The following is a 20,155-nucleotide window of genomic DNA, read 5'->3' as shown; positions in this document are numbered from 1 at the left end:
GGATAGATTGGCTTTTTTTCTACTTTAGTATAAACTTACAACAAGTGCATACGATAATTAAATAGGGAAATTAAATAGGAGGAATTTTAATGAATATTAAAGGAATTGGATTAACTAGTGGGATAAATTATTATAACAAAGTATCAAATAGTAAAGTGAATAAAATAGAAAATAAAGTATCAAAAGATAGAATTGAAATATCTAAAGAAGCAAAAGCTTTAAGAGATTATGGTATAGATAGAAGCGATTATGATAAAAGTGCAAAAGTAAATGAGATAAAAAATAAATTATCAAATGGAACTTATAAAATAGATGCTAAATTAACTGCTAAAGCTATGATTGATGAAATGAGGAGAAAATAGAAATGATTAATGAAATAGTAGTTTTATTAATTAAAGTATTAGTTAAAGAAAAAAAGGCATTAAATAAATTACTAGAATTATTAGATAAACAATATGAATTACTTATGAATAAAGATATATTTGGACTAGAAGAAGTTGTAGAGAAGATACAACATTGTAATAAAGAAGTTGCAGAAATAGAGATAGAAAGAAGAAAGCTTTTAGGCAATTTTACAATTACAGATGTATTAAAAAATACAGAAGATATAGAACTTGATAATGTGTATAGAGAAATTAAGAAAGTATTAAATGCAATACAGCTTCAAAAAGATACTAATGAGTTACTTTTAAAACAACAATTAAGTCTTACTAATAGACTTCTTACAATTATAAATCCAAATAGAGAAGTACCAGTTTATAATTCTTATGGAAACATAAATAGATAAATTAAATATTTATATTAAAGTTATGGAGGAAAAATATGTCAGGATTATTTTCAACATTTAACATTGCAAAATGTGGAATGAATGTTCAACAAAAAAGCATAGATGTAACCTCTCACAATGTATCTAATGCAAATACTGTTGGATATAGTAGACAAAGAGCCAAAATAGAAACTACACGTCCTTTTGGAGGAACAGGAATAAATGCTTCAGTACAAGCGGGACAACTTGGTACAGGAGCACAAGTTCAAGCTATAGAAAGAGTGAGAGATAACTTTTTAGATTTTCAGGTGAGAAATGAGACAGCTATTCTTGGAAAATATGAATCAAGAAATAAGTTTTTATATGAAATAGAAAGCGTATTTAATGAACCCTCTGATACGGGTTTATCAACTCTTATGGGAAAATTTTTTGATTCATTTCAAGAATTATCTAAACAACCAAATAGTTCAAATGCAAGAACTGTTGTGGCACAACAAACAGCAGCTTTATGCGACACCTTAAATAGCACATATACAAAAATGGAAGATCTACAATCAAATGCCCAACAAATGATAAAAAGTGGAGTAGTAGAATTAAATAGTATTCTTGGTCAAATAGATAGAATAAACCAAGAAATAATAGGGGTAAGTGTAACAGGAAACACTCCTAATGATTTAATGGATAAAAGAGATTTATTACTAGATAAATTAAGTTATAAATTTAATGTTCAAGTAGATAGAAAAGCGTTTAATGGTATTGATGTAAGACCAGAAGATGTAGGTGGAATGAAGGTTTCTAATCTAGTAAGTGCTGCTCCGAATACTCAAGTAGCTAGAATGTCTTTTGTTTCTAGTATTGAAAAGGATGCAAAGGATTTTTCAGAGGATACTTATATAATAACTTATTATAAAAATGGAAACATGGATAGTGAAGAAAATAAACAAACTATGAAAGTAACTGGACTTTCAAAAGAACAAGTTGTAGAGATTGAAAATAGTAGAATGATTTGGGCATCTGAGTCAGGACAGGCTACTAAAGCAGATGGATATCCAATATCAGATGGAGCTACTATTCATGGTTCAGAATTAATGATATTTAAACCTAAGAGTGGTGATTTAAGTGGATTAATATCTATACAAAAAGATATTAAAGATTATATGGGGCAATTAAATAAGCTTTCAAAAACAATAGCTTTTTCAGTAAATGCTGTGCATAGCGGGATGGATAATCCTTTAAACAATGGAGCAGAAATAGAAAGAGATTATTTACCATTCTTTGTTAATAAAGATGTAGCAAAATATACTAATAATAATTTATTAAGTAATTTAGATAGCACTCTTCATGGGGAAGAAGAAATAACAGCTAAAAATATTTCTATAAATAAAGAAATATTAAGTGATGTTATGAAAATGAAGACTAGAACTAATGATGATAGATTTGCATATCCATCACATAATACAATTGACGGGGAATCAGATGGCTCAAGAGCTTTAGCAATAGCTCAGCTTAGAGATTCACTTATTAAGATACAAGATATTAATGAAACAATAAAATCAAGACAAGATATGTTTGATATGAAAAAAGGTGGAACACCTTTAAGTAGTGGTGGATTAAAAATAGCTAATAGTCCATCAGGTATGAAGATGGATGGTTATTTTAAAGATACAATAGATAGATTAGGAGTACAAGCACAAGAAGCTAAAAGAATGGTTTCAAATCAAGAAGACTTATTATTTAGTTTAGAACAAACAAGAAAATCAGAATCAGGTGTTTCTTTAGATGACGAAATGGCTAACTTAGTTCAATTCCAACATGCATATAATGCAAATGCTAAAATAATTGCAACTGTAGATGAGTTGTTGGATGTAGTAGTAAATGGATTAAAGAGATAATTAGGAGGAATTAATCATGAGAATTACAAATTCAATGATGTCTAATAGTTTTTTAAGAGATTTAGGAAGAAATCAATCAAATTTAAAAACATTAAATGAACAATTAACTTCAGGTAAAGAAATAAGAAGACCTTCAGATAACCCTTTTAAAGTAGCTAGAAGTATGCAATTACATACCGATATTGGAACAAATAAACAATATAATGAAAATATTAAAGACACATCAAATTGGTTAGAAACTACAGATGTTGCTTTAGAGCAATTAAATAACTCTTTTCAAAGAATTAGAGAGTTAATGGTATCCGCGGGAAATGCAGCTTATGGGGTTGATGAAAAGAGAGCTATAAAAGATGAAATAAATGAAAAAATAAATGAAGTATCACAAATATTAAATACTAACTTTGATGGTAAGTACATATTTGGAGGAACAAAAGGAAGTTCTAAACCAGTAAATACTATACAAGATGCGGGAACAGGAAACAATGTAATAAACCTAAGTGGAAAAGATGGAGAAATTTTAAGATTAGATTCTAATGACGATACTATACAAACTCAAATTTCTATGATATCTAAAAAATTAAAAGTTGAAGTTACTCAGGGAGTAACTATGGATTATAGTGTTTCAGCTACAGATTTATTAGTTTTTAAAGGTAAAAATGAAAAAGTAAATGTTATGAATTTTCTTACTGAATTAACAAATAATTTAGATTCAACAGATCCTATTATTTCATCAAGAGTAGTAAATGAAAATTTATTAACTATAGATGAAACTATGGCTAATATACATAGAATAAGATCAGAAGTTGGAGCTAAAATGAACAGAATGGAATCTGCACAAGAGCAAAATGAAGAACATAACTTCAATATGACAGATATATTATCTAAAACAGAAGATATAGATTTTGCAGAAAAAACTATGGAAGTTTCAGTAGCTAAAAGTATATATATGGCATCATTACAAACAAGTGCTAGAATACTACAACCTACTTTAATAGATTTTATAAAATAGCGGAGGGGTTTTCATGGAAATAATGTCTCCTATACATGGAAAAATAATATATAGTGAAGAAGAAATAATAAGTTTTGAAAAAGGGTTACCAGGCTTTGGTGATTTAAAACAGTATGTAATAAAGGAACTTAGTGAAACTCCATTTAACATATTACAATCAATAGAAAATGAAGAGTTAGCATTTGTTATAATGTCACCATTTTTAATAGAAAATAATTATGAAGTAAAACTAAATGAAGAAATAATAAAGAAATTAAAAATTGAATCACCAAGTGATGTAATGTTATATTCTATAGTTACTTTAAATTCTGATGTAAAAAAAATAACTGCAAATTTAAAGGCCCCATTAATTATTAATATAAAAAATAAAAAAGGGGAACAATTTATAGTAGATGTAGATAAATACAAGATAAAGCACCAACTTTCAATATAGATAATGGGCGATTAATAATTGACAATATAAACTTAAAAAATCAATTACAAGATAATTAAGCTTGTCAATTAAAAAGGAGGAGTAATACTTGTTAGTAATTACAAGAAAAAAAGGTGAATCACTATTAATCGGAGATAATATAGAAGTTTCAATATCAAAAATAGAAGATGGTAGTGTAAAACTTGCAGTTAAAGCACCGAAGGAAGTAACTATTTTAAGAAAAGAACTTTTTAAGGAAGTTGAAAGTGAAAATATAGAGGCAACAAAAATTAGCATAGATATACTTAAGAGTTTTAAAAAATAGAGGTGTAAACAATGATAGATAAGGTAGTGAATCAAGGAGGACAAGCTAACCTAGATATATGTAAAAAACAAGAATTTAAAATCTTTGAAGACAGGGAAGTTATAGAAGTAGTAAAAAATGATAATAGGTATAAAAAAGAAGATGTTATAAACGCTATAGATGAACTTAATAAGTTTTTAAAAGATGATAATACTTATGCTGAGTACTCCGTTCATAAAGATTTTGGGGATATAATGATAAAAATAATAGATAGTAATACAAAAGAAGTACTAATGGAATGTCCGCCAGAAAAAATATTAGATTTAGTAGCTAAAATGTGTAAAATGGCTGGAGTAGTAGTAGATAAAAAGGCATAATTAGGAGGGGTGGCTATGAACTTTTTATTAAATAAAATTGATACAGACTTAAGAAGAAAAGTTTATGAAAAAACAAGAGATGGAAAGGTTCATAGAAAGACTAATATACTAATATATAAAGATAGTGAAAAACAAAAAGAAAAATCCTTTAAAGAGCATGTAAAAGAAAACAAGAAAGATAAAAAAATAATTATAAAAGCTACTAAATTAGTAGAACCCTCAATAAAAGTAGAAGCAGAAAAGGATGAAAACTGTAAGATATCAGCGTACGGAACTTTTTTAGATATTAAAAAGTAGGAGGAAAATAAATGTACGGTAGCAATGCATTTAATGTATATAAAAATAACAGTGTAAACTATGCATCAAAGGAACAACTACTATTAATGCTAGTAGATGGAGCGGTGAAATTCTCAAAAATAGCAAGAGAATCGCTTGTTAGTAAAGATGTTAAAAAAAGTCATGAAAATTTAGTAAAGGTACAAAATATTTTTACTGAATTAATGGTAAGTTTAGATCAAAGCGCTGGAGAATGGGCGGAACAAATTTTTTCTGTATATGAATTTATAAAAAATAAATTAGTTGAAATAAATATAAACAAAGATATTCAAGCTTTAGATGAGTTAATGCCATTAATAGAAGAAATAAGAGATATATGGTATGAAGCTTATGAAGTTTCTAAGTTAAATAGATAAAAAGAAATAAGGGGAGAGTAGTACTAATGAGAATAACAGGTTTAGCATCAGGACTAGATATGGATCAAATTATGAAAGAATCTATGAAACCATATAAAATTAGAGTTGATCAAAAAATCCAAAAGAAAGAAGAAGTTGAAGTAAAACAAAAATTATATAGAGAAGTAATCAAAGATAGTAGAGAGTTTTATAATAAGTACTTTGATTTAGCAGGTAAGGATAGTTTACTTTTATCTAAAAACTATAGCACAGTAAACTTTAATTCTACTGATGAAGGTGCTGTATCTGCAAATGGTTTAGCTGGAGCAAAATCAGGTAATTATAAAGTTTCAGTAGATCAAATAGCAAAACCAGCATCTATAACTATAAAAGAAGATGATATAAAAGATACTGATAAATTAACTTTAAAATTTGGTGGGGGAAAAACTGTTGAAATAGATTTAGCTAATGTTGATAAGTCTGATAATAAAGAAATTGTAAATAAAATAAAAGCAGCCTTCCCTAAAGCAGATTCAGATGAATTTAAGATAAAGTATAGCGAATTTTCTAAGGGAATAGTTATAGAAACAAAAGATACAGGCGCTAAAATAGATGGTAAGGATAATACATTTACAATAGATGTTACAACTTATAAAAAAGGTGCTGATGGAAAAGTAGAGTTAGGACCAAGTGGTATCCCTACAGTTGAAAAGCAAGAAATTGGAAAATATAAATCAACTGGTGAGGATTGTATAGCTAAGATAACAAACTCTAAGGGTGAGGTATATGATTATACAGGTACAAATAATAAACTAAATTTAGATGGTGTAGAATTTAGTTTTAACGATAAAACTAATGGTGAAGAAGTTAGACTAATAGGAAAAGCTGATGTTACAGAAGCTAAAGAAAAAATAGTTAACTTTGTAAAAGACTATAATAAATTAATAGAAAAATTAAATACAGTAGTTTTAGAAAAAAGAGATAGAAGTTTTAAACCATTAACAAGTGAACAAAAGAAGGAAATGTCAGAAAGTGAAATTAAGCTTTGGGACGAAAAAGTTAAAAAAGGTCAATTAAGTAGAGATTCTGATGTTTCAAGAATAGCTAATCAAATGAAACGAGCTATGGGAGCTTTAGTGGATGGAGTTAGCACTAATTTAGAAAAAATCGGTATAAAGCCAAATGGAGATTACAAAGATAAAAATGGTATGTTTACTATAGATGAAAGTAAATTAAAAGCAGCTTTAGAAGAAGATTCAGAAGCAGTTATGAATTTATTTATAGCATCACCAAAAGATAAAGGTTTATCAGATAGTGAAAAATATTCTAAGACAGGTGTTCTTTATAGAGTTAAAGATATTTTATATAAAGAGACAGTAACAGTAACAGCTTCAATAATTAAAAAAGCTGGAATTGAAGGATCATCAACTGCATATAATAATGAACTTAGCAAGACTATAGCAAAGCATGAAAAGAAAATAAAAGAAATGGAAAAAGATTTAGCAAGAAAAGAGCAACTTTTATATTCTAAATATTCTAAGCTTGAAGTTGCAATGAACAAATACAATTCTCAACAATCATATTTAGCTCAACAAATGGGTGGACAATAAGTATGGTAGAAGAACTTCTAAAGGAATATAAAGAAATTACAGAAAAAGCTATTAAAGAAATAGAAAATGAAGCAGATGTAGATATATATTTAGATAAAAGAGAAGAAATCTTAAAAAAGATTTTCTCTTTAGGAATAGATAGACAAGAAATAAAAGAAATTTATAAAAAGCTTTCTATAGATGTTATAGATAGTAATTTTAAGAATTCTATAATAGAAGAACAGAATAAAGTAAAAGAAGAAATTAAAAAGCTTCATAAAAGCAAAAATGCTAATAGAGTTTATGGAAGTAATATAAGAACGCAAAGTTTTTTTAACAGAAAAATATAATTAAAATATATTTTATAGAAAAATACTTTTATTAATATAAAGTAATGCGATGAAAGTACGATAATAGAAAAGAGGGTGAGAAGATATACTATAAAAATTAAAATTTAAATTAAAAAAAAATAAAAAAATCTCAAAAAAAGTATAAAGCATTTGATGGGAATTGCGATAATAAAAAAGTAACAAAAACAAAAAAATTCAAATTACTATGTAATAAGACTTATTTTATTAATAAGTTTTATATATAAAATAAAAGACAAGGATGTCTAATTTAAAAATCAAGGAGGAATTATATTATGATTATTAATCACAATATGAACGCGTTAAACGCACACAGAAATATGATGGGAAACATTGCTACAGCAGGTAAGTCAATGGAAAAATTAAGCTCAGGTTTAAGAATAAACAGAGCTGGAGATGATGCTGCAGGACTAGCAATCTCAGAAAAAATGAGAGGTCAAATTAGAGGATTAGATCAAGCATCAAGAAATGCTCAAGACGGTATTTCATTAATTCAAACAGCTGAAGGAGCTTTAGCAGAAACTCACTCAATTCTTCAAAGAATGAGAGAATTATCAGTACAATCAGCTAACGATACAAACGTAGCTGTAGATAGAACTGCTATCCAAGATGAAATAAACTCATTAACAGAAGAAATAAACAGAATATCAGGAGATACTGAATTCAATACTCAAAAGTTATTAGATGGTGGTTTCAAAGGAGAATTCCAAATTGGAGCTAACTCAAACCAAACAGTTAAATTAGATATCGGAAACATGAGTGCTGCAAGTTTAGGATTAACTACAACTAACTCACTTGAAAGCAAAGCATTAACAAAAGATAGCAACTTAGCTGATGGAACATATAAAATATCAGGAAAAAATCTAGTAGATACAAATGGAAACTCTGTAGGTACATTTGATGCTGCTAGTAAGAAGATAACAGTAAATGGTAAAGATACAGTATTTGATAAAGCAGCATTAGCTGAGAATGCAGTATTAACAGTTAAGAGTGGAACTGCTGAGATTAAAAATACAATGACAGGAGCAGCTACAAAGTTATCATCAGGAAACTATGAAATTAAAGGAACTAACGTAATTAAAGATGGTAAATTAGCAGGAACATTTGATGCAGCTAAGAAAAAGTTAACTATAGATGGCGTAGGTGACGTTTCAGAAGCAGAATTAGGATTCCAAACTAGTAAAATGCTTGATAAAGTTAGCTTCACTATAAATGGTTCAGACGTTTCAACTAGAGAATTAGCTAGCGGAAGCATAAAGACTATAAATTCAGCTATAGAACAAGTATCAACTCAAAGATCAAAGTTAGGTGCTGTTCAAAATAGATTAGAACATACAATAAACAACTTAAACACTTCATCAGAAAACTTAACAGCAGCAGAATCAAGAGTTAGAGACGTTGATATGGCTAAGGAAATGATGGCATTCTCAAAGAATAACATCCTTTCACAAGCAGCTCAAGCTATGCTTGGACAAGCTAATCAACAACCACAAGGTGTTCTTCAATTATTAAGATAATTGTAAGTTAAGTTTTGAAAATAACCAGATTTGTTCTGGTTATTTTTTTAGAATAAAAAAGCTAAAGTAGATAAAAATAGTTACGATATTTAGAATAAGTAAGAAAATTACTTGAATAAATTGTACATATAAAATAAAAGACAGGGATGTCTAATTTAAAAATCAAGGAGGAATTATATTATGATTATCAATCACAATATGAATGCGTTAAACGCACACAGAAATATGATGGGAAACATTGCTACAGCAGGTAAGTCAATGGAAAAATTAAGCTCAGGTTTAAGAATAAACAGAGCTGGAGATGATGCTGCAGGACTAGCAATCTCAGAAAAAATGAGAGGTCAAATTAGAGGATTAGATCAAGCATCAAGAAATGCTCAAGATGGTATTTCATTAATTCAAACAGCTGAAGGAGCTTTAAGTGAAACTCACTCAATTCTTCAAAGAATGAGAGAATTATCAGTACAATCAGCTAACGATACAAACGTAGCTGTAGATAGAACTGCTATCCAAGATGAAATAAACTCATTAACAGAAGAAATAAACAGAATATCAGGAGATACTGAATTCAATACTCAAAAGTTATTAGATGGTGGTTTCAAAGGAGAATTCCAAATTGGAGCTAACTCAAACCAAACAGTTAAATTAGATATCGGAAACATGAGTGCTGCAAGTTTAGGATTAACTACAACTAACTCACTTGAAAGCAAAGCATTAGCATTAAATAGTAACTTAGCTGATGGAAGTTATAAAATATCAGGAACTAATTTAGTAGATACAAATGGGAATACTGTTGGTACATTTAATAGTGGAGCTAAAAAGATAGTAGTTAATGGACAAGATACAGTATTTACTAAAGCAGCATTAGCTGATGGTGCTGTTTTAACTGTTAAAGGTGGAATTGCTGATATTAAAAATACAATGACAGGAGCAGCTAAAAAATTATCATCAGGAAGTTATGAAATTTCAGGAACTAATGTAATAAAAGATGGTAAATTAGTAGGAACATTTGCAACAGGTGCTAAGAAGTTAACTATTGATGGCGTTGGAGATGTTACAGAAGCGGAATTAGGATTTATAACAGACCAAATGAAAGATGGAGTTAAGTTTACAATAAATGGTTCAGATGTTTCAACTAGAGAATTAGCTAGCGGAAGCATAAAGACTATAAATTCAGCTATAGAACAAGTATCAACTCAAAGATCAAAGTTAGGTGCTGTTCAAAATAGATTAGAACATACAATAAACAACTTAAACACTTCATCAGAAAACTTAACAGCAGCAGAATCAAGAGTTAGAGACGTTGATATGGCTAAGGAAATGATGGCATTCTCAAAGAATAACATCCTTTCACAAGCAGCTCAAGCTATGCTTGGACAAGCTAATCAACAACCACAAGGTGTTCTTCAATTATTAAGATAATTGTAAGTTAAGTTTTGAAAATAACCAGATTTGTTCTGGTTATTTTTTTTAGAATAAAAAAGCTAAAGTAGATAAAAATAGTTACGATATTTAGAATAAGTAAGAAAATTACTTGAATAAATTGTACATATAAAATAAAAGACAGGGATGTCTAATTTAAAAATCAAGGAGGAATTATATTATGATTATCAATCACAATATGAATGCGTTAAACGCACACAGAAATATGATGGGAAACATTGCTACAGCAGGTAAGTCAATGGAAAAATTAAGCTCAGGTTTAAGAATAAACAGAGCTGGAGATGATGCTGCAGGACTAGCAATCTCAGAAAAAATGAGAGGTCAAATTAGAGGATTAGATCAAGCATCAAGAAATGCTCAAGATGGTATTTCATTAATTCAAACAGCTGAAGGAGCTTTAAGTGAAACTCACTCAATTCTTCAAAGAATGAGAGAATTATCAGTACAATCAGCTAACGATACAAACGTAGCTGTAGATAGAACTGCTATCCAAGATGAAATAAACTCATTAACAGAAGAAATAAACAGAATATCAGGAGATACTGAATTCAATACTCAAAAGTTATTAGATGGTGGTTTCAAAGGAGAATTCCAAATTGGAGCTAACTCAAACCAAACAGTTAAATTAGATATCGGAAACATGAGTGCTGCAAGTTTAGGATTAACTACAACTAACTCACTTGAAAGCAAAGCATTAGCATTAAATAGTAACTTAGCTGATGGAAGTTATAAAATATCAGGAACTAATTTAGTAGATACAAATGGGAATACTGTTGGTACATTTAATAGTGGAGCTAAAAAGATAGTAGTTAATGGACAAGATACAGTATTTACTAAAGCAGCATTAGCTGATGGTGCTGTTTTAACTGTTAAAGGTGGAATTGCTGATATTAAAAATACAATGACAGGAGCAGCTAAAAAATTATCATCAGGAAGTTATGAAATTTCAGGAACTAATGTAATAAAAGATGGCAAATTAATTGGAACATTTGATGCAGGTAATAAAAAATTAAACATTGAAGGTATAGGTGAAGTTACAGAAGCTGAATTAGGATTCCAAACAAGTAAGATGCTTGCGGGAACTAAATTTACAATAAATGGTTCAGATGTTTCAACTAGAGAATTAGCTAGCGGAAGCATAAAGACTATAAATTCAGCTATAGAACAAGTATCAACTCAAAGATCAAAGTTAGGTGCTGTTCAAAATAGATTAGAACATACAATAAACAACTTAAACACTTCATCAGAAAACTTAACAGCAGCAGAATCAAGAGTTAGAGACGTTGATATGGCTAAAGAAATGATGGCATTCTCAAAGAATAACATCCTTTCACAAGCAGCTCAAGCTATGCTTGGTCAAGCTAACCAACAACCACAAGGTGTTCTTCAATTATTAAGATAGTAATTAAAAAACATTATATGGTTATTTTAAAAAGAGTGAGATTGTTTCTCGCTCTTTTTTCTTAAGCAAGATATGAATAAAGATAGATTCTATTATATAAAGAAAACTTTATTTATAACGATAATAGAAATAGATTAAAATATAAAAGTCTAGGGAGAATAAGTTTTATGCGAAGAGTTTTAAAGCCTTATTATTATGATGAGTTTAAATGTATAGGAAGTGAATGTGAAGATCATTGCTGTAAGTTATGGAATATAGATATTGATAAAGAGATTTTTTATAAATATAGAAAGTTAAATAGTGATTTTGGAATAGAAATAAATAAAAATGTAAAGAGAAATAGAAAAGCAAAAAATGACAATGAATATGGTAGAATTCAATTAGATTCCCGTGGTAATTGTCCTTTGCTTGATAGTAATAATTTATGTACTATACATAAGGAGTTAGGGGAGAAGTATTTAAGTCACACTTGTAAAACTTATCCCAGATTAGGAAGTAAATTTAATGATTTACATGAGTTATCACTAGCTATATCTTGTCCTGAAGTGTGTAGAAAGGTCTTACTTAATAAAAGGGGAATAACTTTTGATTATGTTGAGGAAGAGTCACCTTTAGATGAAGCAAGATATTTAAGAAAAGTATGTAAAGCAGAAAATGAAATATATAATTTATTTTGGGAATTGAGAAGTGTTAGTATAAGTATTATGCAATATAGAAACATATCTATATGGAAGCGTTTAATTATAATTGCTATGATAGGGGAAAATGTTCAAGAAGCTTTAAAGGAAAATAATATAGAAAAATGTTATATCCTTATAGATAAATATAAAAATATAATAGAAGATAAAAACATTCTAGATTCTTTTGGTAACATACCTACAATGTAACGATTAAAATTCCCCTTTGTAAAAAGTATATTAGAAGTAAGAACTAATATGGGTATAATATTAAATGATAAGTTTAATAAAATGTGTATTAATTTTAATGAAGTTATGGGCTTTGATGAAGGGAAGTCTTTAGATGAATTAATAAATACATATGGAAAATTAGAAGATGAGTATTATAGTAAATTTTTAATGGAAAATGATTATATAATTGAAAATTACTTAGTTTATAATATTTACAATAATTTTATGTGTGGATTAGGGAAAAAAGATATTTACAATGAAGTTGTAAAGTTAGTTGCCGTTTATTCTGTATTAAGGATGTTATTAACTACAACCTTAGCGGTTTATGAGGATGAATTTAAAGAAGAGAATTTAATAGAAGTATTTTATTCTTTTGCAAGGGTAATAGAACATAATGAAGAATTCCTTAATAAAATATGTAATGATATGAAGGAGTTAGGTTATGATAAACTTTCATATCTAACTATATTAATAAAATAATCTAAAATACAACAAAAAATAGAAGGGGTGTTAATATGAGATTAAGTCACAATATGGAATCTATGAATATATATAAAAATTATAAAAATAATTTAAAATTACAATCTAAATCTTTAACTAAAATAAGTACAGGAAGTAAAATTAATAGTTCCAAGGATAATTCTAATAAGCTTGCTATGAGTGAAGGATTAAGAATGCAAATAAGGGGTCTTCAATCAGCGGAAAGAAATCTTCAAGATGGAATTTCAATGATACAAAATGTAGATGGTGCATTAACTACAGTTAATGAATCTTTATTAAGAATGAAAGAACTTATAGTTCAAGCTAACAATGGAACAAATGTTGGTAAAGACTTAGAGGCTATACAAATTGAAATAAAACAATTAAAGGAAGATATAGACTTTACTGTTAGAAATTCAGATTTTAATGGAGTTAATCTTTTAAGTAATGATAAAGTATATAATAATGACTATCCAGAATTTAAATCTCATATGATTGGTGCTAATGTTAAAGAAGAGTTACAAATACCTATGTTTAATGTAACTACTGGAATGCTTAAGGATAAAGATGGGAATTCAATTAGAGAAATAGATGTAACTGATAAAGATAAAAGTGCAATTAATCTTGATACGGTTAATGCTGCTATATCTAGTATTAGTAATGTAAGAAGTAGATATGGAGCTATTCAAAATAGAATGGAAACATCAAGAGAAAATTTAGACTCTACGTCATTAACTTTTGAAAAAGCAGAAAGTATGATTAGAGATACGGATGTAGCTTTAGAAATTGCTGAATATTCAAGAACCTCAATATTACATAACACAGCATTATCTATTTTAAATCAAAGCAATAATTTCCCACAGGATGTTTTGGAAATTTTACAAAATATAAGATAAAAATTAAATTTAAATTTGAATAAAATAAAAAGAAGGGCAAAAACCCTTCTTTTTATTTTTATCTCCATTTTATTCATTTTAGTACAAATTTTGATTTAATAATCGGATATTCTTAAAAATTTTAGAAGAGAAAAAATAAAATACTTATAGAAACCTATAAAAAATGGGGTATAAACAGAAAGTTTAATGAAAAATAAAATAGTTTTATAAAATCACTAGAAAAAATCGAAAAATTTTAATATAATAGATATAAAGGAAAAAAGAAAACTTTAGGAAAAAATGTAGAAAAATGAACAACATAAATTGAGAGGTGAGATTATATGGAGTTAAATAACGATAATACGTTTAATTTCATAAAAAAAGGATTGGATGTAGCAACTTTAAGAGAGAAAGCTATATCTAATAATTTAGCTAATATAAATACTAAAGGTTATAAAAAGTTTCAAGTTGTCTTTGAAGAAAACTTGAAAAATAAATCAACTGAATTAAATTTAAAAAAAACAAATAGTAAACATTTCACTGATATGGATTCTGATAATGGAATCTCAGTAAAGAGAGATAAAAGTACAAGTATGAGAATGGATGGGAATAATGTTGATTTAGATTTAGAAAAAGTAAATCAAGCTGCTAATACTCTTATGTATAATACATTGATTACACAAGCTAATTCTAAACTTAATATGACTAAAAATGTTATTTCAGGTGGAGGAAGATAAAAATGAGTTTATTTAATACTATGAGACTTAGTGCAACTGGTCTTTCTGCCGAAAGGCTTAGAATGGATACAATAACATCAAATATGACTAATGCATTAACTACAAGAGGAAAAAATGGAAAGCCATATGTTAGAAAGATAGCAGTATTTCAAGAAAACTTAGATAATGCAATGGGGTTAAATGGAGTAAAGGCTGTTAAAGTAGTAGAAGATAAATCGCCTTTAAGAAAAGTGTACAACCCAAGCCACCCAGATGCTGGTAAGGATGGATATGTGTTGATGCCAAATGTAAATATATTAAATGAAATGGCAGATATGATTACGGCATCAAGATCGTATGAAGCTAATGTTGATACTTTAAATGCAACAAAAGGAATGTTTATGAAGACATTAGAAATAGGAAGATAATTTTATTAAATATAAAAATGGGGGAGATAGTATGAGAATTAATAGTTTTATACCTAATAGTAGTGATTTAGAGATTGCTAAACCAAATATAAAAAATAAAGAAAATGATAAATTTTCGTCTATGCTTAAAGAAAGTTTAGATAAGCTAAATGAAAAACAAGTTGTTGCAGATGACTTAACAAATCAGTTTGTAGCTGGAGAAAAAGTTGATATTCATAAAATCATGTTAGCTACAGAAGAATCAAAAATGTCACTCCAACTCGCTGTGCAAGTTAGAAATAAAGTTGTAGAAGCAATTCAAGAATTGACAAGAACGCAATTGTAGACAAGATAGGAGTGTAGTTATGGATAAGCTTAAAGAAAGCTTTAAAAATATATGGAATAAATTTAAATCTTTAAGTAAGGTAATAAAGATTTCTATTATTGTTGCAGTTATAACAGTTATAATTGCAATAATTTCCATGTTTTTTTATTCTTCATCAAATAAATATAAAGTTTTATTTTCTAATTTAGATGCAAATGATGCTCAGCTTGTAACAAATAAGCTAAAAGAGCAAAAGATAGACATGAAGATAGAAGGGGATACCATTATGGTCCCTAAAGAAAAAGTTGACGAATTAAGATTAGAAATGGCCCCAGAGTTATCAAATGGTAGTAAAGGTTACGAGTTGATGGATAATAGTAGCTCATTTGGTATGACTGATGAGGAATTTAAACTTAAGAAGTTAAGAGTACAACAAGGAGAATTAGAAAAGACAATAAAAAGTTTTCCACAAGTTGATAATGTAAGAGTACATATAACGCCATCTAAAGATTCGGTTTTTGTGGAAGATAAAGAACCAGGAAAAGCAGCTGTATATATAAAGCTTCTTCCAGGAAATAACCTTAGTCAAGAACAAGTTAAATCAATAGTAGCTTTAGTATCAGGAAGTACAGAGAATGTACCAAAAGAAAATATAGAAGTAATAGATGATAAGATGAATCTTTTAACTAAGGATTTAAATGATATAGAAAGTGGAGTTGCTAGTGCTGAAAGTGTAGATAAACAACATGCTTTAGAAAAGAAGTATGAAGATGAACTTCAAAGATCTATTGTAAGTTTATTAGAGCCTGTTATTGGTAAAAATAAAGTTAAATCACAAGTTAAGGTAGACTTAGATTTTGATTCTAAAAAGAAAACTGAAACAGTAATAGATCCTAATAAGGTTATAGTAAGTCAACAAACTATAAAAGAAAATAACAATAATGGTTCAGGAGACAATAGTGAAAGTCCTGTAGATAACAACATGGGAAATACTATTTCATCAGGAAATAGTAAAAGCACTTCATCTAGAGAAGAACAAAAGACTAACTATGAAGTAGGAAAAACAGAAAATACTGTTATAAGTGCACCAGGAGAAGTAAAGAGATTAACAGCATCTGTATTTGTAGATGACAATTTACCTCCTGCAGTTCAAAAAGCAATAGAAGATTCTGTTAGTACAGCAATAGGAGTAAATCAAGAAAGAGGAGATAAGATATCAGTTGTAGGAATGAAATTTGATTCAGCAGCAAAAGCAGATGCAGAGAAAGAGTTTAATTCTATAAATGATATGCTATCTAAAGATAAAAAGAACAAGATGGTATTATACGGTAGTATTTTATTAGCAAGTATATTAGGAGCTATTATTTCAATAATAGTTATTAGAAGGAAAAAACGTAAAAAGGCATTAGAAGAACAAGAAAGTCTATTAGATATAGTTATTGATGATGACTCATTAAATGATACAGAAATGTTAAAACCAATAGACTTCGGTATTAGTAATGTTAATACTCATAAAGAAGAAGAAATTAAAAAATATGCAAGTGAAAAACCAGATCAAGTTGTAGAAATAGTTAAATCATGGTTAGCTGACAATGAGAGGTGATAATATGGCAAAAGAGAAGAAAAAACTATCAGGAATACAAAAGGCGGCAATACTGTTTATAACTCTTGGGCCAGAAGCCTCTTCAGGGATATTAAAAAAGCTTCCAGAATCAGATATACAAAAGATAACTTATGAGATAGCAAATATATCAACTGTTTCATCTGAAGAAAGACAAGAGATATTAGATGAGTTTTTAGAAATAAATAGAGCTAGAGATTATATTTTAGAAGGTGGATTAGAGTATGCTAGAACATTACTAGCAAAAGCTCTAGGGCCACAAAGAGCTTCAGAAATCTTAAGTAAGGTAACAGAAGCTACTCAACAATATAGACCATTTGCTATTGCTAGAAAGGCAGATGCTCATCAACTTTTAAATGTAATAAATTATGAGCATCCTCAAACAATAGCTTTAATCCTATGTTATCTTCAAGCAGATAAGGCAGCCCAAGTTATGGCAGAATTACCAGAAGATACGCAAAGTGAAGTGGCTTATAGAATTGCAACAATGAGTGATACATCTCCTATGGTAATTAAGGAGATAGAGAAAGTGCTAGAAAGTAAACTAGGAACTGTTGTGAGAAGTGAAATGACATCCCTTGGTGGAGTAGATACTTTAGTTGGAATATTAAACCAAGTTGATAGATCAACAGAAAGAAATATAACTGAATCATTAGAAAGAGAAGATGCAGATTTAGCAGATAAAGTTAAAAGCTCAATGTTTGTATTTGAAGATATCATTACTCTTGATGATGTATCAATTCAAAGAGTTCTTAGAGAAGTTGATGTTAAGGATCTTGCTCTTGCTCTTAAGGGTTGTTCAGATGAAGTATCTAATGTTATTTACAGAAACCAATCAAAGAGAGCTGCTGCTTCATTAAAGGAAGATATGGAGTTCTTAGGACCAGTAAGATTAATGGATGTAGAAAAGGCACAACAACAAATTGTTTCTATAATAAGAAGACTAGACGATGCACAAGAAATAGTAATTTCAAGAGGTGGGGAAGATGCAATCATCATGTAATCTTATTAAATATTCATTAGCTCATTCTGGTGATAGTAAGAATATAGAGACTAAATACGTTAGTGCTAAAGCAAAAGAAGAAACAGAAGAAAAAAGCATTATAGATATAGATGCTATGGTTAAAAGATACGAGAGTTTAGGTGCAAATATAATAAAAAATGCAAAGGCAGAAGCTGAAAGAATTATTGTTAATTCTACAGAAAGAGCTGTAGAATTAGAAAAATGTGCTTATGAAAAAGGTTATGAGCAAGGAAAACAAAATGGCTATGAAGATGGTTATAAGTTAGGTTATGAAACTGCAATTAATGATACAAAAGAAAAGGTAGCAGAAGAAATAAATAATGCAGAATATATTTTAAAAACTGCAAGAGAAGATTATGAAAGTTATATGGAAGAAAAGAAACAAGAAATATTAAAGCTTTCATTAGAAATGGCAAGAATAATCACAGGAAAAGAGTTTCAATTAAGTGAAGGAATATTAAATCTAATAGAACCAGTTCTTGAGGACTCAATAGGTGAGGAGAATATAATAATTAGATTTAATCCTAACTATAAAGATTCACTAATGGATAAAGTTGAATACTGGAAAAAAGCTTATAGATTAAAAGGAGAAGTATTCCTTTTAGAAGACCCACTTATGGAACTTGGAAATGCAGTTATTGAAAAGAACACAGGTAAAACTATTGTAGGAATAGATGTTACCTTAGAAAAAATAGAAGAAGTTCTTTTTAAATGTTAGGTTGGTGATTAATATGATAAGCATAGATTTTAATATGTTAAATAAAAAACTAAACGAAATAAACCCAACCTATTCAGAGGGAAAAGTAAAACAAGTTATAGGATTAACTATAGAAGTCCAAGGCATTAAAGGTTTTGTAGGTGAATTATGCACTATATATAATCAAGAAAATAAGCCTATAAGCTGTGAAGTAGTTGGATTTAGAGAAGATGCTGTTTTACTTATGCCTCTTGGAGAGCTTATAGGTATTTCTCCAGGATGTAGAGTTGTTCCAGAAAAAAGACCTTTAAGCGTAAAGTGTTCAGATGAACTTTTAGGTAAGGTTTTAGATGGTCTTGGAAATCCGTTAAATGAAGAGGAGATTTTAGATGGAGAGAGATATTCTTTAGAGAATGATCCTCCAGATCCTCTAAAAAGAAAAAGAATCCAAGATATTTTACCTACAGGGGTAAGAGCAATAGATGGATTCTTAACTGTTGGAGAAGGACAAAGAATAGGTATATTTGCAGGTTCTGGAGTTGGTAAAAGTACAACTTTAGGGATGATAGCAAGAGAAGCAGAAGCAGAAGTTAATGTAATATCTTTAATAGGTGAAAGAGGAAGAGAAGTTCTAGAATTTATAGAAAAAGATTTAGGACCAGAAGGTATGAAAAAATCAATAGTTGTATGTGCAACTTCAGATAAACCAGCACTTATTAGAATAAAAGGAGCTTTAACAGCTACTGCAATAGCAGAGTATTTTAGAGATCAAGGTAAAAAAGTTATTTTAATGATGGACTCCGTAACTAGATTTGCTATGGCTCAAAGAGAAATAGGACTAGCTATAGGAGAGCCACCAGCACAAAAAGGGTATACTCCATCTGTTTTTGCTAAATTACCAAAACTTATGGAAAGACCAGGAACCTCAGACAAAGGGTCTATAACTGCTTTTTATACAGTATTAGTTGATGGAGATGATTTTAATGAGCCTATAGCTGATACTGTTAGAGGTATTTTAGATGGACATATAGTTTTATCAAGAGCATTAGCTCACAAAAATCATTATCCAGCTATAGACATATTAAATAGTGTAAGTAGACTTATGTCTAATATAGCTAGTGATAATCACAAAGAGGCAGCGTCTATAGCAAGAGATTTACTAGCTACTTATAAAGAATCGGAAGATTTAATAAACTTAGGGGCGTATGTTAGAGGTACTAATAACAAGATAGATTTAGCTATAGATTATAATGAGGCCATAAATAGCTTTTTAAAACAAGGTATAGAAGAAAAGTCTAATTTTCAAGAGTGTGTATTAAATCTTACATCAATGTTTAATAAATAGAAAGAAG

Annotated in this window: 24 protein-coding genes; all 24 read left to right on the top strand. The window is 28.8% G+C overall.

The annotated features are described in order from the left end of the window. Nucleotides 1–89 precede the first annotated feature (89 nt). The 24 genes from flgM to fliI all read left to right on the top strand — a co-directional run bounded on the left by flgM (nucleotide 90) and on the right by fliI (nucleotide 20,148). Complete coding sequence (gene flgM / locus BTM21_RS08140; RefSeq protein ID WP_021875195.1) at nucleotides 90–362, top strand: flagellar biosynthesis anti-sigma factor FlgM; 273 nt, start codon at nucleotides 90–92, stop codon at nucleotides 360–362. Nucleotides 363–364: 2 nt separating this feature from the next. Further along, on the top strand, nucleotides 365–787 hold the full coding sequence (locus tag BTM21_RS08135; RefSeq protein ID WP_021875196.1) for a flagellar protein FlgN: 423 nt from the start codon (nucleotides 365–367) through the stop codon (nucleotides 785–787). Nucleotides 788–822: 35 nt separating this feature from the next. Further along, nucleotides 823–2,658: a flagellar hook-associated protein FlgK gene (gene flgK, locus BTM21_RS08130; protein ID WP_021875197.1), complete on the top strand. Its 1,836-nt coding sequence runs from the start codon at nucleotides 823–825 to the stop codon at nucleotides 2,656–2,658. Between the two features lie 16 nt (nucleotides 2,659–2,674). Beyond that, a complete protein-coding gene (gene flgL, locus BTM21_RS08125) occupies nucleotides 2,675–3,667 on the top strand; it encodes a flagellar hook-associated protein FlgL (protein ID WP_079481222.1) in 993 nt (330 codons plus the stop codon). Nucleotides 3,668–3,680: 13 nt separating this feature from the next. Beyond that, nucleotides 3,681–4,100, top strand: a complete 420-nt coding sequence (gene fliW, locus BTM21_RS08120; RefSeq protein WP_021875199.1) for a flagellar assembly protein FliW — start codon at nucleotides 3,681–3,683, stop codon at nucleotides 4,098–4,100. Nucleotides 4,101–4,188: 88 nt separating this feature from the next. Further along, nucleotides 4,189–4,404: a carbon storage regulator CsrA gene (gene csrA / locus BTM21_RS08115; RefSeq protein ID WP_021875200.1), complete on the top strand. Its 216-nt coding sequence runs from the start codon at nucleotides 4,189–4,191 to the stop codon at nucleotides 4,402–4,404. 11 nt (nucleotides 4,405–4,415) lie between these two features. Then, nucleotides 4,416–4,760, top strand: a complete 345-nt coding sequence (locus BTM21_RS08110; RefSeq protein WP_021875201.1) for a flagellar protein FlaG — start codon at nucleotides 4,416–4,418, stop codon at nucleotides 4,758–4,760. Between the two features lie 15 nt (nucleotides 4,761–4,775). After that, nucleotides 4,776–5,057 (top strand): hypothetical protein, encoded by a 282-nt coding sequence (locus tag BTM21_RS08105; RefSeq protein WP_079481223.1) that lies wholly within the window; start codon nucleotides 4,776–4,778, stop codon nucleotides 5,055–5,057. 11 nt (nucleotides 5,058–5,068) lie between these two features. Beyond that, complete coding sequence (fliS, locus tag BTM21_RS08100; protein WP_021875203.1) at nucleotides 5,069–5,452, top strand: flagellar export chaperone FliS; 384 nt, start codon at nucleotides 5,069–5,071, stop codon at nucleotides 5,450–5,452. Nucleotides 5,453–5,478: 26 nt separating this feature from the next. Then, nucleotides 5,479–7,041, top strand: a complete 1,563-nt coding sequence (gene fliD, locus BTM21_RS08095) for a flagellar filament capping protein FliD (RefSeq protein ID WP_021875204.1) — start codon at nucleotides 5,479–5,481, stop codon at nucleotides 7,039–7,041. Nucleotides 7,042–7,043: 2 nt separating this feature from the next. Beyond that, a complete protein-coding gene (locus BTM21_RS08090) occupies nucleotides 7,044–7,370 on the top strand; it encodes a hypothetical protein (RefSeq protein ID WP_021875205.1) in 327 nt (108 codons plus the stop codon). A gap of 293 nt (nucleotides 7,371–7,663) precedes the next feature. Beyond that, complete coding sequence (locus BTM21_RS08085; protein ID WP_079481224.1) at nucleotides 7,664–8,905, top strand: flagellin N-terminal helical domain-containing protein; 1,242 nt, start codon at nucleotides 7,664–7,666, stop codon at nucleotides 8,903–8,905. A gap of 180 nt (nucleotides 8,906–9,085) precedes the next feature. Then, nucleotides 9,086–10,327 (top strand): flagellin N-terminal helical domain-containing protein, encoded by a 1,242-nt coding sequence (locus tag BTM21_RS08080; protein WP_079481225.1) that lies wholly within the window; start codon nucleotides 9,086–9,088, stop codon nucleotides 10,325–10,327. Nucleotides 10,328–10,508: 181 nt separating this feature from the next. Beyond that, entirely contained in the window at nucleotides 10,509–11,750 is a 1,242-nt protein-coding gene (locus BTM21_RS08075; RefSeq protein ID WP_079481226.1) for a flagellin N-terminal helical domain-containing protein, read from the top strand. A gap of 167 nt (nucleotides 11,751–11,917) precedes the next feature. Next, nucleotides 11,918–12,637, top strand: coding sequence for a flagellin lysine-N-methylase (gene fliB / locus BTM21_RS08070; protein ID WP_096145405.1), 720 nt, complete (start codon nucleotides 11,918–11,920; stop codon nucleotides 12,635–12,637). A 48-nt stretch (nucleotides 12,638–12,685) separates the two neighbouring features. Then, on the top strand, nucleotides 12,686–13,138 hold the full coding sequence (locus tag BTM21_RS08065; protein ID WP_096145404.1) for a hypothetical protein: 453 nt from the start codon (nucleotides 12,686–12,688) through the stop codon (nucleotides 13,136–13,138). A 35-nt stretch (nucleotides 13,139–13,173) separates the two neighbouring features. Continuing rightward, complete coding sequence (locus tag BTM21_RS08060) at nucleotides 13,174–14,034, top strand: flagellin N-terminal helical domain-containing protein (RefSeq protein ID WP_079481227.1); 861 nt, start codon at nucleotides 13,174–13,176, stop codon at nucleotides 14,032–14,034. Between the two features lie 320 nt (nucleotides 14,035–14,354). Further along, the gene (flgB, locus tag BTM21_RS08055) at nucleotides 14,355–14,750 is read left to right on the top strand and encodes a flagellar basal body rod protein FlgB (RefSeq protein ID WP_079481228.1); all 396 of its coding nucleotides are present in this window, start codon (nucleotides 14,355–14,357) and stop codon (nucleotides 14,748–14,750) included. 2 nt (nucleotides 14,751–14,752) lie between these two features. Further along, nucleotides 14,753–15,157: a flagellar basal body rod protein FlgC gene (flgC, locus tag BTM21_RS08050; RefSeq protein WP_021875211.1), complete on the top strand. Its 405-nt coding sequence runs from the start codon at nucleotides 14,753–14,755 to the stop codon at nucleotides 15,155–15,157. A 31-nt stretch (nucleotides 15,158–15,188) separates the two neighbouring features. Next, entirely contained in the window at nucleotides 15,189–15,482 is a 294-nt protein-coding gene (gene fliE / locus BTM21_RS08045; protein ID WP_021875212.1) for a flagellar hook-basal body complex protein FliE, read from the top strand. Between the two features lie 19 nt (nucleotides 15,483–15,501). Further along, on the top strand, nucleotides 15,502–17,064 hold the full coding sequence (fliF, locus tag BTM21_RS08040) for a flagellar basal-body MS-ring/collar protein FliF (RefSeq protein WP_021875213.1): 1,563 nt from the start codon (nucleotides 15,502–15,504) through the stop codon (nucleotides 17,062–17,064). 4 nt (nucleotides 17,065–17,068) lie between these two features. Then, nucleotides 17,069–18,085 (top strand): flagellar motor switch protein FliG, encoded by a 1,017-nt coding sequence (gene fliG / locus BTM21_RS08035; RefSeq protein ID WP_021875214.1) that lies wholly within the window; start codon nucleotides 17,069–17,071, stop codon nucleotides 18,083–18,085. Further along, the gene (locus BTM21_RS08030; RefSeq protein ID WP_079481229.1) at nucleotides 18,069–18,824 is read left to right on the top strand and encodes a FliH/SctL family protein; all 756 of its coding nucleotides are present in this window, start codon (nucleotides 18,069–18,071) and stop codon (nucleotides 18,822–18,824) included. The genes fliG and BTM21_RS08030 overlap by 17 nt, the downstream gene beginning before the upstream one ends. Nucleotides 18,825–18,837: 13 nt before the next feature. Beyond that, nucleotides 18,838–20,148 (top strand): flagellar protein export ATPase FliI, encoded by a 1,311-nt coding sequence (gene fliI / locus BTM21_RS08025; RefSeq protein ID WP_021875216.1) that lies wholly within the window; start codon nucleotides 18,838–18,840, stop codon nucleotides 20,146–20,148. Nucleotides 20,149–20,155 lie beyond the last annotated feature (7 nt).

Source organism: Clostridium chauvoei (genome assembly GCF_002327185.1).
GTDB lineage: Bacteria > Bacillota > Clostridia > Clostridiales > Clostridiaceae > Clostridium > Clostridium chauvoei.
Note: the sequence above shows the minus strand (reverse complement) of the source record. Positions and strands in the feature narration are given on the sequence as shown.